We start from the raw sequence: 15553 nt of genomic DNA, 5'->3' as shown, positions 1-15553 counted from the left end.
AAGTAAAATCATCAATCTAAGGTAACATATTGTCACCTCTGTTTTTTCCTTTATTTAATATTTTAATTAGCCCTTTGAACAAGCATTTCAGACTCTATCAATTGATTCCACCTCTCTTCTATTCTTCTGCGAACTAATCATAGCCATTACAATAACAACTGAAAAAAACCTTGAACTAACAATATCGGGAATCAACATTGATCCACACAAAATTATATATATTACCCAACGAATATTATTAAATTTATTTATATCCTTTTTGAACAAGATAATTAAATTAGCGATCAATAATAAAGTTCCTATTATTCCGCTTTGAGCCAAATACTGAAGAAAAAAATTATGAGGAGCTCCAGCACCCGTCGCTGAGTATAAATTGTTCAATCCAAACCCTGCTCCCATGAAAAAATTTTCAGAAAAAGCAGCTAAGGCATCCTGATAATTGCCAATCCTTCCTGAGCCATCGAAAAGAGCCTGTCCACCTCTGCTGATCATTATATAGTTATATATATATGGAAGACTAAAGACTATAATTAATACAAAAGACAGTGCTTTAACATTACCTTTTATAATTTTTTTAGTAATATAGATAGAAGCTAAAATTAAAAAAACATAGAGGCCTGTACGAGAGTTCACGATCAATATTGTATAAACAAATAATATCTCCATTATAATTAATTGATAAAACTTAATCTTTTTCTCTTCAAAATATAAAACTAAGACTAACATAGCCCCAGTTGCAATGTATAATGTAGTAAAACTGAAATCATTCATCAAACCAGCATAAGTAATTCTACCAAAACCATAAATCGTATAATGGCCTATTTTTTCTCCTGTATTTAGAATATATAACTGTTGCATCAGAACTTGCAGAGATAATCCAACAACACTCATAATATACAAGAAATTGATTTCATTCATAAATGTACTATTATAGCTTTTCTTCAATTGTTCACCAATGGAAAATGAGAAAAGAAATAAGCATATCGTTAGAATCTGTTTAAGCGCATCTGGAACGCTTTCCACTTTAAATAATGTAATACTGCAGAATGTTGCAAAAAATATGAGTAACAGGAAGTATATTTTATTCAGCTTCCCTTTAAAAGCAACAGTTAAAAATAAGATTATTGATATTAATGTAAACCAACTTAATGGAAAATCACCATAGCTTGTTCCAATTATTGAAACGAATGATGTAGGTATAAAAACTATCATCATATAGAAGAGCGCTTGAAACACATTAGTTTTTGTAAAAAACAAGAAAAAAAGATACCCAGCAATTATGGCACTAAAAATTCCTACTATAGAGTTATTTAGTAATTCATAAAAAATCATAGAAACATCATATAATATGCAGATAAAAGAAATCTTCCATTTATTTATATTGACCGCTTTAGATCCATTAAAAGTCATTATCTATCCCTCCTCTCTTTTTTATCTTTACTCCAGATATATATTATTCAATGTTGTACGATACGATGAAATATTTTCTAGAATCATCGCACGTGAAAGTGCATTATTACTTTTAAACTCCCTATAGGTATTATCAGTTAGTAGCTCATATATCTCATCGCAAAACTCAAGATTACTGCTACAGTGCATACCACACTCATTATTAACGATTTCTTTTAATCCACCCACATAGGTACATACAACCGGGCGTCCCAAAATCATAGCCTCCACTGCAACTAAACCAAAACCCTCCCAATCAGAAGTCATACAAAGTAGTTTAGAATTACATAAAATAGGATAAGGATTTTCCATAAAACCTAATAAAGTTATTGTATTGACTAGATTCAATTCCACTATCAACTCTTCACATTCTTGACGTAGTTCTCCATCTCCAATCATCGCAACTTTTATGTGAGGTAATCTCTCACACAACTCTTTCACTATTTTAATAAATCTTATTGGATTTTTCTGAGTAACTAGTCTTCCTAGAAATACAAAATCATAATTTTCTTTCTTTGAAATTGGTTCTAAAGCCTTTTTTTTGATTTCATCCATATTTATTGGATTTCCTATCATTACTGTCTTTTTTTTAATTTTTTTATTAAAAACATATTCGTCCAATATAGCATCTGATACAGTTAAGATTTTTTTATATTTAGAGTACGATGCTAAGAATCCCCATGATTTTAAACCATATGTTTTTATCCACGGCGGATTATTATGTAGATGGCTTATTATTGGGCAACTAACCGTAATTGAACTCAAAATACTTGCAGTAAAATCATGTGCATGTATCACATCCGGTTTAAATTCCTTAACTACCCGCCTAATTTCTGAAATTGAGATTGAATTCATTGGTAGAAAATTAATATTGCGTCTTTTTAGTACATTTCTAATAGATCCATCTTGACTAGAATAGGCCATTTCTATCTCAGTATCACGAAACATTTGAATTATTTCACAAACTACATTCTCAGCACCAGAGAATTTATCGCTTTGAAGCAAATGTAATACCCTAAGTCGCTTTTTCATTTAATCACCCAAAATATCTATATATATTTTTTGAATCATTGCTTTTACATGTTCAATATCGAATTGTTTTATCGTTTCTAAATTCGAAACAGCCATTCGATTTCTTAATCCTGTATCATTAACTAGACTATTAATACATTTACTAATTCCTTCAATATCATCAGGGGCTCTAAGATACCCACCTTTCATCTCCTCTATAAGATCAACATTTCCTCGGATTCTTGAGGCTATACATGGCAGACCGCTTGCCATTGCCTCCATCATTGATCGCGGTAACCCTTCTTGGAATGTTGTAAATAAAAATATGTCAGCAATCTGAAGCAACTCTTTTACATCCTTACGAAATCCTAAAAAATGAATTTGCTGTTCTACATTTAATTTTTTGCAAAGATTCTTCAAATTCTCTAATTCAGGTCCTACACCACATATTAAGAAATGGATATTATTATTATTAGATTTTGCAACTGCCTTAATAGAAGACTCATAATTTTTACGTTTTATCAAATCACCCATAGAGATCAATACAGTATCACTATCTTTTAAATCCAAAGATTGTCTTAGCATATCTTTGTCTATTCGGATATCTTTATATGCTTTTGTATCAATTCCAACTCCAGGTAAGTAATATACCTTTTTCTTATTACGAAGCTTGAATTTTTGAGCTGCTTCATAATCCTCTCTATTCATAGTAATAATTGCATCTGTATAACGAGCCATAATTTGCTCTGCCCATTTGAAGACAGTACGATTTATTAATGGTGCACCTTTATAAAAGTGAAAGCCATGGGCTGTATATATAACCTTTTTAATCTTGGCATGTTTTCCACACAATCTACCTATCACACCTCCAATAGGTGTATTACAATGGATAACCTCGAATTCTCCACTTTTCAGTAATTTCATCAAATTGCTATAAGCAATAAAGTTACTTTTAAAATCGAGTAGGCTCCTATAAGTATGCGAATCATATAAATGAATATCCAGTTCACATGTTAAATTTTCCGGTTTTGATCTATTAACTCCAAAATAAACATCATAGCCTAAATTCAAAGCAGCTTCTAAGCAAGGTCTACTTACATTAGTTAATTCAATTTTATCCCTACTATTTTGTTCTTCCGAAGATGGTTTTGGACTATTAGATAAAAACACATATTTTTTCATCTTTATTCCCCGCTTGATTCTATTATTATACTTCCTCGTGTAGTTAGGACTTTACTGATCAACTTTTGTGGCAATTTTAAAGGCACTCTGTAAAGACTAAATCCATTGTGAAATTAGTCTTTTTATTGTAGTATATGGATTTATTTGAGGGATATAATACCTGAGCTTTAACTCTTCCAAAATTGTATAAGCAGGAAAAAGGATTGAATTAAGGTTAACTAGTTCTAGCTAGATTACTGTTTTAACATTAATTATTTGCAATGCTTTTTCACATACTTTGAATGCTTCATGAGCAGTGCTTGATTGTGCAATCACAAATCCGACTCTATCGATACTGCTATTGATTGCACTTATTTCATCACCAATACCTTTTGTGAAATGCACATACTGAATACCCTCAAACTTTTTGGCTTCTTCTATACCCTCAATACTATTAATAATACCAACCTGTGTATCAAGGTACCTGATAGCAGCCCCCTTATAGAATTTCTGCTGCATATCTGGTTTATCTCCGAGTGCAATTTTGATACTACACTCAACCATGTCCACCCCAGTAGATAATGGAATGAGATGGGTAGTGATGTTATCTCCACCAAGTCTTGCCCCAAGCTCTACAATCTTCGGCCCCTCTTCTGTAACTATAATTTCAACATGGGCCGGTCCCTCTTCTATTCCAATTGCTTTAACAGCCAATAACGCCACTTCAGCAATTTCCTCCTTGATCTTACCAATGTGATTTGTTGGTTGAGAATGTCCCATTTCAACAAAATACGGGGCTCCTGTTGTGACTTTATCAGTAATTGAAATTACATGTACTTTGCCATCAACACTTAGTGTCTCTACACTTACCTCCGCACCACACATATATTCTTCAACTATAATCTCACCACTTCTTGAATATTGCATGCTATACTCGAAAGCAGCTTCTACTATACTTTTGTCTCTGATATCGTCTATTAAAAATACCCCTCTACTACCTGAGTTATCAACAGGTTTCACAATACATCTGCCATTAAATTCTTTAAGTATGCTGAGGAATTCTGCTTTAGATGAAACTCTGAAAAATAAAGGTATCGGAACATTCTGTTGTTTCAATGCTTCTCTCATAAAAGCTTTATTTGTTGCCTTTAGAGCAGTTTCTTTAGTAACTCCAACTAGCCCCAGTTCCTCTGAAACAGCAGCAACCGTTTGCATTGGCATATCGCTTGCTAAAGTCATCACTCCATCAATATGATGTTTTTTGGCTATCTCAATTACATTTGAAACATCATTTGTACTGATCACTTCGCAAACATCCGAATGTTTGAATCCTGCTGCATTCTTATCCATATCAACTGCGATTACAAGTAGCCCCATATCTTTAGCTTTCAGGATAGCAGGAAGTTGTAATATACTTGCACCTAATATCATTATTTTCCTTTGTTTTGTCATATAACTTATCTCCTAATTATTGTCCTGCTTATCATTTAAAATTGCCATAAGAACCTTATCGTAGTATTTACCCGATTTAAATAAACTTTCTTTCATTATTCCTTCAGTAACAAATCCAACTTTTTGATAAGCTTTAATAGCTCGTGTGTTATATGAAAATACAAACAAAGAAATTCTATGTAGATTTAATTCATTAAATGCAAATCTAACCAAAGTTTCTATTGCATCTGATCCTAATCGCTTTCCCCAGTACTTTTCATCACCTATATAAACATATAATTCTGCATTTCTGTTTATAAAATCAATATTGTTAAGTCCAATAATTCCAATCAAAACATTACAAGATTGCTCCTGAATACCAAAAATTTTGTTTAACTTATCAGTTAATTTATTTTGAAACCAAATTTCATGTTCAATTTCAGAAACAGGATATGTAGTTCCTATTAAATATTTTAACTCTGGATTATTTACCCACTCTAAAATTTGATTAGAGTCTTTTATATTAAGCGCTCTTAAATTAACTAATTCCCCGACTATCACAAGCACACCCCCAAAATATACCAATATTCACTTGCTTTGGCTCAATCCGTCAACTATATTTATATTCTTTCTTCTAAATACATTATAAATCGTAATAAAAAATATTTTGATATCTAAAATTAGTGATATATTTACAACATAATAAATATCATTTTTGAATTTTTCTGATTGTATTATTGAATTTCTATAATATGCTTGACTATACCCAGTAATTCCAGGTCGCACATTTAGCTTATTAACTTCATTTTTATTGTAATAATCTAAAGCTTCTGGTAAGTCAGGTCTAGGTCCTACAAAACTCATATCACCTATTAGTACATTAATAATTTGAGGTAACTCGTCAAGACTTGTCTTTCTAATAAACTTACCTATTTGGGTTAATCTAGTATCATTATATGAATTAAAAGTAGACCCATCCTCATTTCTAATATCAGGGGCATTAACTTTCATAGATCTTAATTTATACATTTTAAAAACTCGTTTATTCATTCCTAATCTTTCTCCCAAATAGAAAACCGGTCCTCTATCTTCCAACTTAATAATCAATCCGCATATTGCTACCAAAGGAAGTATCAGGGGCATTAACATTAAGGCAAATATAACGTCTAATAATCTTTTCATATATTTTTTATACAATCCTACTTCCCTCCTACATAAGAACTTCTTTCAAAGCTGTTGCCACATATTCCACTTCTTCATCAGTAAGTGCTGTATGTAGCGGTAACGTAATCTCATTTTTATACATATTAAACGAATTGGGGTAATCATTCATATCGAACCCTAAATTTTTGTAAGCTGTATGCAGCGGTAATGGTTTGTAATGAACATTAGTTGCAATACCTTTTCTAGCCATTTCTTCTATAACCATATTTCTATAATTCTCATTCTTATCATTAAGCCTTACAAGATACAAATGACCACTAGAATTATAAATATCATCATAATGCTTTAATACAGTTAAATCTGATTTTTCCAGTATTGAATTATATTTCTCAATAATTTCTTTTCGTCTTTCTAACAGTTCAGGATATCTTCTTAATTGAACAAGACCCAAAGAAGACATGATATCTGTCATATTACACTTATACGCTGGCATAACAATATCGTAGTCCCACGCACCTAATTTTGATTTTGCCAAAGCATCTTTACTCTGTCCATGCAATGTTAATAACATATACTGCTTATATATATCCTCATTCTCAAAACCATTAATAGATTTCCACGTTACTGCGCCACCTTCTGCTGTTGTAAGATTTTTAACAGCATGGAATGAAAATGCTGTGAAATCCGCAACATCGCCACTCAATCTATTTTTATAGGTTGCCCCAAAGGAGTGAGCTGCGTCGCCAATTACTGCAATTCTGCCAATTGCCTTTTGAATATTATTATTGGGTTTAAAGATATTCTTTTTGCTATTTACAGCTTCATAAATCCTATCGTAATCGCACATTACACCTGCAATATCAACTGGTATTATAGCTTTAGTTTTCTCTGTGATAGCATCTGCTATTGCATCATAATTAATATGAAAAGAGTCCATACCAGTATCAACCAGGATAATTTTAGCCCCTACATGGTGTATAACACTAGCAGAGGCAGTGTATGTATACGCTGAGGTAATAACTTCATCTCCTGGACCTATACCAAGAAGTCTCAAAGTCATTTCCATACATGCCGTTGCTGAATTCATTGTTACTACGTTTGAAATACAACAATACTCAGCTATTTTCTTTTCAAACAATTTCGTTTTCGGACCTGTTGTAATCCATCCTGATTTCAAAGTATCTATTACTTCTTCAATCTCTGCATCTGTGATATCAGGAGGAGAAAATGGTATATTTCGTAATTTTGTATTAGACATTAATAATCCTCACTTTATAATCATGAAATAATTACCTTTAATATCTATAAATATTATCTATTATTTTCGCATACTACCTTTGGATTCTTGAACAATAAATAACCTGAAATCTTTCCTTCAAGTGTTCCTATTAATTAGAACCGCCAATATAAAGCGAAAATTCAAAACTGTAGTTCCTAGCGATGTACTCTTAAAAATTAGCCCTATTACGAATAATAATAGGGCTAACAATCTGAATAAGTAGGTCAATTCACAGTAAAACGACGAGTGAATTCCAAACGTCAAGCCGATAAACAAGCGGATACAGAAACGTTGAGAATATCATTACTATGATATATTTAACAGAGCACATAAACCGATAAACCTCACTGGTGGCGCGCTGATTTAATAATCTTTTCAACTTTCTGCCCGAATCTCAAATAGTTGAGAAAGCTATCAAGCAACGTAAGAGAGGAAAATATAAACACAAACTACAGGCTATGAAAGAGACATGTCTTTTCCTTAGCATCAATATTTCTGAGCAATCTAGAACGATGATCAGGTGGGTTTGCGCGAGTTTTCTCACATTGCTGCTGTAAACCCATGAGTTAATTGAATATCAGGCATGCTGGAAGCTCTTCGCTGAATAGGCTTACTAGCTAGTTCATACTACGTAAAAAGAGGCTGGCCGTCTACCCTCGCTTGATTTCCATACCAATGGTGCATAATGACGCCAAGCTGAAAACCGATGATACATCTCTACCAGCCTCGCTGATACAATATCTCTGGTTGTACGTTCAACTTTACTAAGATAGAAGTAACTGATATCAGATTCTCATGTAAAAATACTATTCTTCTTTACAACGCCAATCCCTGAGCCCATGCCATACCTGCTTTTAAAGTCTCTTCAAAAGCATTTCTATATTCGCTGATAATAGCAGTGCTATACCCATTACTGTTCAGTTTTTGTTCAGCATCGGCGATTATGCTATTGAAACTTGCTTTAAAGGAATTTAATTGCTCTTGGCCCTTGGCCTTAATGTTCTTTTTCTTCTCAGCATCATCATTGGCAGCAATGTACTCCATAGCCGTACTGAATAATGCAGATTGACTCTCAGCTTTGAGCGCATTCAGCTTTGCTTCCGTTGCGCTAGTAATAGATTCATAGGAAACTTTATCGCTTCCTGTTCCTCCGCCACCTGCACCGCCGCTACCACCTGCATTACCTGCTGCTGCATTTGTCGGAGCTGGTGTTGCAGAAGGTGCAGTAGTCGCTGTAGGGGATTTGGTGCTCGCAGGCTGATCGGAGCCAGAGTTGTTCTTACCCTCTTGTTCCTTCACTGCTGCTGATACCGCTGTTATCGTTTTTGTTTTCTGGTCCCAACTAATCGAATTGCCGACAGATTCCGATAAATAACGTAGTGGTACATATACGGAGCCGTTCAGGATATAACTGGATTGGCCCGCAGGCAATTTCTTGGCTGAACCGCCAAATACATAACTTGCATCGATGCTATTTAAAGTAATATTTTTTGCAGCTGCGGAACCGGCTTGATTGCCAGAAGCATTCATCAAGAACTCCTTGATCACAACTAGCTCAGAACTGCTTGGTTCAGCTACAGTCACCTTCAGGTTCTTGGCATCCCAGCTCACCGATTTTTGCAGTGCATAAGACATGAAGCGAAGTGGTACATAGGTAGAATTGTTGTACATAAATACATATTGTCCTGCTGGCGGTTGCAAGTTTACACCGTCGAACACCATTTTCACATCCACGGTCTGAACCTTAATGGTATTGGTCTTAGTTGTCGTAGAAGCTGCAGCAACAGGGGCTGGAGCGTATACAGACAATGGTGCGATGTTGATCAACAATCCCAGGCTTAACAATACGGCGGATACTTTTAGCTTACTCACTCTTGGTCACTCCCTTTTCTTCTGCGATGACTTGGTCACGAGTCTTTCCTTGGCTGATGCCGTATTTCTTGGCGATTTGCGATAGCTCGTTGTATTGTTCTTCGGTTACTTTACCGAGAATGATACTGCGCGCTTCCTTTTTCTTTTCGACGGTTAAGCCGCCTTGTGCAAGCTCTTGCAGTCGCTTGATATCTGAGGCGCTGAGTTGACCCAAAACAATGGATATGACATCTGCTTTATCTTTTACGGTAATGCTCTGTTGAATTTCCTTGGCCTTGTCTTTGGAGACTTCTGCAGTATAGCTATCTTTAGAAGTTCCTGTTGTCCCTTTGTCTCCAGCCGAAACTGTCCCTGAAGCTCCTGCAGTTGGCTTCTTCGTCGGGGTAGTTCCATTTACTCCCTCGGAAGGGCTTGCATTAGAAGAGTCAGTTCCAACATTATTGTTAGCAGAGTCAGGCACATCTGGTGACTTATCGGTGCCTTGTCCATCAGCTACAACAGGGTCTTCTGCATCCAGGTCAAATCCATCTGCCATGGAGTTCATCAGCCTGTCTACAGCGTAATTGGCAGCAAATGCACCGCCGACACCTAGAACAACAATGACTGACAAAGACCAGAGTACGACTTTTTTCCATCTTTTCTTCTTTACCATTAAGGGGTTCCCCCTGCTTCTGAAATTAGTTAGCTATTCGCGGCTTGAGCGACAGGTAGCATGGGGACGATCTGGTTAATAACTTCCCGTATAGCCTCCGGCTCTTCGGCAAGTACACGCTCCAACCGCTTGAATTCTAGTTCAAGCTGATTGGCACTCATAATCTCCGGTTTTCCTATGAAAATCCGGTTATGCTGGGTCGCACCCAGGTTCTCTTCATCCGTTAGGAGTTCTTCGTACAGCTTTTCACCTTCACGAATTCCTGAGAATTTAATCTCAATATCTACATAAGGCTCGTACCCTGACAACGTAATTAAATCTTCAGCCAAAGTAAGGATCTTCACCGGTTCTCCCATATCCAGGATAAACACTTCTCCACCTTTGGCAAAAGCGCCAGATTGGATAACGAGCTGTACTGCCTCTGGAATGGTCATAAAATAACGTACCATCTCGGCATGAGTGACCGTTACCGGTCCACCTGCAGCAATCTGCTGCTTGAATGCCGGAATTACGCTGCCTCGGCTGCCCAGCACATTGCCAAAGCGCACCGCGGAGAATTTGGTCTGACTTGTTGCACTCAGGCTCTGCACATACATCTCAGCAATCCGCTTGGTCGCCCCCATTACACTGGTAGGATTCACGGCTTTGTCTGAAGAGATCATCACGAATCGCTCGGCACCATATTTGTCGGCACAATCAGCCACGTTGCGTGAACCGAATACGTTATTCTTGATTGCTTCAGAAGGATTTCTCTCCATTAAGGGAACGTGTTTATGTGCTGCTGCATGAAAGACTACTTGCGGGCGATGACTGCGGAAGACGTCCATCATCCGGGATCGGTCCTGTACATCTGCAATGATTGTAAGGATCTGCGCCTCCGGAAAGCTCTTGCGAAGCTCCATCTCAATCGTATAGATACTGTTCTCGCCATGCCCTAGTAAGAGCAGCTTGTCCGGTGAGAACGGTAGGATCTGCCGGCAAAGCTCCGAACCAATTGATCCGCCTGCTCCGGTAACTAATACGGTTCTGCCATAGACATACCCCAGAATACCGTTCATATCTGCGACAATCGGCTCCCGTCCCAGCAGATCCTCCACACTAACGTCGCGCAGTTTCTTGACAGATATTTTGCCAGCGATAAGATCCGTGAGTGCAGGGATAATCTTCAGCTTTGCGCCCGTCTTCTTGGCAATGTTAATGATTTCAGAGATCTCCGTGCGCGAGACGGAGGGCATCGCAATGATAATCTCATGGATATTTCGTTCCTTCACAATCCCAGGAATCGCATAACGATTGCCTAGTACAGGAATCCCTAATATCGACATATGATATTTATTCATACTGTCATCAATGAATCCCACCACTTTGTTCTGAGCGAACATCGGACCCATCATTTCCCGGGCTATAAGTGTACCGCAGTCTCCTGCTCCGACAATGAGGGTGTGGGTCTGGGTGTCCTTGTAGTTGATTCGCTCTCTATGAAGCATCCTCCATAAGAAACGAACACCCCCTACCAGAACCAAAATGGTCTCCACGGAACGAACTTCTACGCCAAATGGTACACGTTCCGGTAAAATGATGAAGGCTATGCCGTAAGAGAGCAGCGCTCCTACCAGAATAGCCTTGATGACTGATATGATTTCTCCGATACTGGCATACTGCCACATTCGCCGATATAAGCCAAAATAAATCAAGCTTCCGCCGAAGGTTACGGTAGAGATCAGTCCATATTGATAGATTTGAATGTAATATTCCCGAGGCATATCATCATAAAAACGGAACAGATAGGATGTCACAATACTGAACCAGATGATGGCAAGGTCTACGAGGAATAAAACAACTATTCTAGTTTTCGCTGTCATTTTTAGTGCCTCCAAAAATAACATTCTCCCTACGATTCTGGTCAATTTCCGTAATAGTAATAGTAATAACCCTCGCTGGCCTTGCGTTTGACGTTATTCAAAACAACACCCAACATTTTCGCCCCTACCCGATCCAGGCCGGATTTGGCTTTCATTGCAATATCTCGTTTTACCTTGCCGTAGCTGACTACCATAATTACGCCATCGCTCTTCGAAGCCACAATCTGCGCATCGGTCACCGCCAGAAGTGGAGGCGTATCGATAATCACAATATCGAATAATTCACGCATTTCCTGAAGCACAGTGGTCATACGGTTGGAGGCCATCATCTCAGCCGGGTTCGGCGGAAGTGGACCTGAAGTGATCAGGGACAGGTTAGGTACCCCAGAGTCCTGAACTACATCATCCAGATCAGCCTGCTTGGACAGTAGAGAAGATAGTCCGTAGCGGTTACTGAGCTTAAAGGTCTTGTGGGCTGTAGGCTTGCGCAAATCGCCATCGATTAACAATACTTTTTTATCCGACTGTGCATATGCAGCAGCCAGGTTCGCTGAAACGGTGGACTTGCCTTCTTCCGGACCCGAGGAGGTAATCATAATGACCTGGATCTTCTCATCCACCGAAGAAAAATCAATATTCGTACGCAGCGCCCGGAAAGCTTCCGATATAGGCGAGCGCGGGTTGGTAACGGTAATGAGGTGACGTTGTTGATTATTTGGTGACTGTGACATGTTCAAGGTCCCCTGCCTTTCCAGAAGTTTGGACTTGAGCCTGTCTTGAAGTGGGCTTGGCACCATTCTCTTGTCCCACTCTTGTAATCATGGCGATCGTAGGCAGACCCAGATATTTCTCAATATCCGCTTCCGTCTTGATGGTATCGTCCATGTATTCGAGTAGGAAGGCGATGCCTAATCCAATCATCAACGATACTACAAAAGCAATGGCGATATTCAACAATACATTGGGTTCGACGGGTCCAGGTTCAACTGGAGGATTCACTTTGGCTTCATTCAAGATCGAAACGTTCTGAACATTGAATAGCGATGGAATTTCCTGCTTGAACACAAGCGAAATGGCATTCACGATTTCTGCAGCTTGTGTGTAGGAATTATCTCGAACGACAAGTGTCATCACCTGCGTATTGTTGACGGAGCTGACATTAACTTTTTTCAAAAGCTCTTCAGTGGTTATGTTAAACTGCGGATAATTCTTGATTACGATATCCAGAATCGCCGGAGTCTTGATAATTTCTTTATACGTATTGATCAGTTGAATATTAGTATTGATCTGATTGAGGTCAAGCTGCGTCATCGCCGACTGGGTCGGGGTCTGGTTGACGATAATTTTGGTGGAGGCTTCATATACCGGCTTCTTGATATACAAGCTGTAAACCCCGGCAAGAGCGCACACAACTACAACAATACTGACGATCATCCACAGTCTCTTCCTGACGATCCGGAAATAATCGCGAAGATCCAATTCTTGTGATGACAAGTGAAATTACCTCCAAGTTGTTTCTAGAATATCCCAGAGAAGGACCTCCTCTCATCTGCATGAAAGGAGGTTCTCCAATTTACTATATTATTTGAAGTTAATAGTGCGGTAGATAATTACAGCAGCTTCAGCACGTGTAGCAGAATTGTTAGGATTGAATTTACCAGCATTACCGATAACCAGGTCATGGCTTGCTGCGAAAGCAACGCCTTCCTTCAGGGAAGAACTGATCTTGGCAGCATCACTGAATAGGCTCAGGGCCGACAGCGAAGTCGTGCCTTTGATATCCTTCTCAGATTTCAACGCACGGGAGATCATAGTTGCCATCTCAGCACGAGTAATCGTTGCGTTCGGATCGAACTTGTTATCGCCACGTCCATTGATAATGCCCTTCTCAGCAGCAACTGCAACATAAGGTGCGAACCAATCGTTGGCTCTTACATCGCTGAAGGTTGGGGTAGCAGAGCTGTTCTCCAGATTCAAGCCACGAATCAGCATCTTCGCGAATTCAGCGCGAGTCACGTTACTCTTCGGAGCAAATTTGCCGTCGCCTACGCCTTCGATAACACCTTTAGCGGCTACAACTTGAATTTGTCTTCCAGCCCATGTCTGTACACTAGCTGTATCGCTGAAGGATACTTTGTTCTCAAGTACAGCGTAGGAAGAGAAGGTATCACGTGGCTTCACAATATGATCGCCATCCAGTACGCCGCCTTGGAACTGCAGGTTGCTATATACCAGCTTGGTTACGGAAAGAAGCTCTTTGTCCAGACCTTCAGTATTTTTCAATGGCAGCTTCAGTGTAATCGGTTGTTTGAAGGTAGTTACGGCTTTGCCGTCTACAGTCAAATTGAATTCATATACGCTAGAAGCCAGTTTCAGTTTGGTTACGGAAGTTACAACTGCATCTTCAACATTGGTGACGGTCAGAGCAATTGCAGCATCGAATTGTCCCACTGGAATCGTAACGGTCAGACCGTTGAAGGTTACCGCAATGTTAGCGATACCTTTAGCTTTTGCTGCATCGATGATCGCTTTGGACAGCGGCACTTCTACCGTCTTAGCATCCACAGTACCCAAGTCCAGGGTCAACGTTTTAGCTTCTTTATTTGCTGCTAGAAGTGCGTCAATTGCCTTCACTACATCAGCATCAACCAGCTTCAGGGTAGCTTTGCCGTCAACAATGGATACCAGTTTGGATACGTCGTAGACGCCACCGTCTTTAATAACTGGAGCTGGTGTACCCGGATAGGAGTCTGAACCGTTACTAGAGTTGCTAGGGTTGCTAGGTCCAGGATTGCTAGGTTCACCAGGATTTTTGATCAGTGGGTATGCCTTCAGATAAGCAGCAAAGAGAGAAGCTGCTGCCGGTTGAGCTTTATCAAGGTTTTCTCTTACATTGTTTACCGTCGTATAGACCTCATCACTGGTAATACCCAGATTATACACTGCTTGACTGACAGTTAAATGATTAGGGCCCTCTTTCTTAGTCAAAACACTCTTGATCGCTGTCTTCAGCAGTTCCGGGCTAAGATCCTTATCGGTAATCTGCTTCCGCAGTTCAGCTTCTACGCCTTCAGTCCCGAAGATGAATTCGTTGAGGTCGTCAAAAGTCAGGCTGTCTACCTTGGCTGCCTTAGCAATTTTGTCCAGCAGCTCAATATTCTTGTCCACCACAAGCTTATTCTTAATGACACCGGTACCTTCAGCATATACGTCATAAACTACACTGGAGACACTTTGGAACAATTCATAGGATGTGTTCACATCCGCTGGGTCCAGAACCTCTTTGGAAACCAACTTGTTCAAGATCGGAGCAAAGATTTCCTTGTAAGCGTCGAAACTAAGACTCTCAGCTTGTTGTTTGTAAGCAAAAAGTGCTTCTCCGGAAGTCAGATTGCTATAGATCTTCTGAATTCTCTCATTAATTTCCGACTTGGTAGTTACTGCTGAAGCCGCAGCTACTCCCGTCAGTCCAAACTGCTTAGCCAGCCCCTCGCTGCTAAACGGAATTCCTGCAAAAGACGCTGCAGCCATGCTGACTGCCAAAGTCGATACTGCCAGTTTCTTCTTCAAAGTCACTGTTCATCCACCTCTTCTTACATATTTTTTAATTGGTACAACTGGAAAAATCATGGTGTCTTCAACCCAATAAAAACCATTCTACCATCATTCCAG

The 15553-nt window shown here is 38.8% G+C and carries 13 protein-coding genes; all 13 read right to left on the bottom strand.

Annotation, left to right across the window (positions count from 1 at the left end):
* Nucleotides 1-87: 87 nt before the first annotated feature.
* Complete coding sequence (locus ACFORK_RS15955) at nucleotides 88-1410, bottom strand: O-antigen ligase family protein (protein ID WP_379200557.1); 1323 nt, start codon at nucleotides 1408-1410, stop codon at nucleotides 88-90.
* A 27-nt stretch (nucleotides 1411-1437) separates the two neighbouring features.
* Nucleotides 1438-2481 (bottom strand): glycosyltransferase, encoded by a 1044-nt coding sequence (locus tag ACFORK_RS15950; protein WP_379200555.1) that lies wholly within the window; start codon nucleotides 2479-2481, stop codon nucleotides 1438-1440.
* On the bottom strand, nucleotides 2482-3642 hold the full coding sequence (locus ACFORK_RS15945; RefSeq protein ID WP_379200553.1) for a glycosyltransferase family 4 protein: 1161 nt from the start codon (nucleotides 3640-3642) through the stop codon (nucleotides 2482-2484).
* Nucleotides 3643-3870: 228 nt separating this feature from the next.
* The gene (locus ACFORK_RS15940) at nucleotides 3871-5073 is read right to left on the bottom strand and encodes an ATP-grasp domain-containing protein (RefSeq protein WP_379200551.1); all 1203 of its coding nucleotides are present in this window, start codon (nucleotides 5071-5073) and stop codon (nucleotides 3871-3873) included.
* A 12-nt stretch (nucleotides 5074-5085) separates the two neighbouring features.
* The gene (locus ACFORK_RS15935; protein ID WP_379200549.1) at nucleotides 5086-5613 is read right to left on the bottom strand and encodes a GNAT family N-acetyltransferase; all 528 of its coding nucleotides are present in this window, start codon (nucleotides 5611-5613) and stop codon (nucleotides 5086-5088) included.
* Nucleotides 5614-5640: 27 nt separating this feature from the next.
* Nucleotides 5641-6249, bottom strand: a complete 609-nt coding sequence (locus tag ACFORK_RS15930) for a sugar transferase (RefSeq protein WP_379200547.1) — start codon at nucleotides 6247-6249, stop codon at nucleotides 5641-5643.
* Nucleotides 6250-6262: 13 nt separating this feature from the next.
* Nucleotides 6263-7474 (bottom strand): DegT/DnrJ/EryC1/StrS family aminotransferase, encoded by a 1212-nt coding sequence (locus ACFORK_RS15925; protein ID WP_379200545.1) that lies wholly within the window; start codon nucleotides 7472-7474, stop codon nucleotides 6263-6265.
* 837 nt (nucleotides 7475-8311) lie between these two features.
* A complete protein-coding gene (locus ACFORK_RS15920; protein WP_379200543.1) occupies nucleotides 8312-9367 on the bottom strand; it encodes a stalk domain-containing protein in 1056 nt (351 codons plus the stop codon).
* Nucleotides 9360-10019, bottom strand: coding sequence for a hypothetical protein (locus ACFORK_RS15915; RefSeq protein WP_379200541.1), 660 nt, complete (start codon nucleotides 10017-10019; stop codon nucleotides 9360-9362). Before ACFORK_RS15915 ends, ACFORK_RS15920 begins: the two co-directional genes overlap by 8 nt.
* Nucleotides 10020-10048: 29 nt before the next feature.
* On the bottom strand, nucleotides 10049-11881 hold the full coding sequence (locus ACFORK_RS15910) for a polysaccharide biosynthesis protein (protein WP_379200539.1): 1833 nt from the start codon (nucleotides 11879-11881) through the stop codon (nucleotides 10049-10051).
* A gap of 41 nt (nucleotides 11882-11922) precedes the next feature.
* Complete coding sequence (locus tag ACFORK_RS15905; protein WP_379200537.1) at nucleotides 11923-12612, bottom strand: CpsD/CapB family tyrosine-protein kinase; 690 nt, start codon at nucleotides 12610-12612, stop codon at nucleotides 11923-11925.
* A complete protein-coding gene (locus ACFORK_RS15900; protein ID WP_379200535.1) occupies nucleotides 12593-13375 on the bottom strand; it encodes a YveK family protein in 783 nt (260 codons plus the stop codon). Before ACFORK_RS15900 ends, ACFORK_RS15905 begins: the two co-directional genes overlap by 20 nt.
* Nucleotides 13376-13462: 87 nt before the next feature.
* Entirely contained in the window at nucleotides 13463-15457 is a 1995-nt protein-coding gene (locus ACFORK_RS15895) for an S-layer homology domain-containing protein (RefSeq protein ID WP_379200533.1), read from the bottom strand.
* Between the last annotated feature and the right edge of the window lie 96 nt (nucleotides 15458-15553).

The organism is Paenibacillus sp. GCM10012306, from assembly GCF_042649265.1.
GTDB lineage: Bacteria > Bacillota > Bacilli > Paenibacillales > Paenibacillaceae > Paenibacillus_AQ.
Note: the sequence above shows the minus strand (reverse complement) of the source record. Positions and strands in the feature narration are given on the sequence as shown.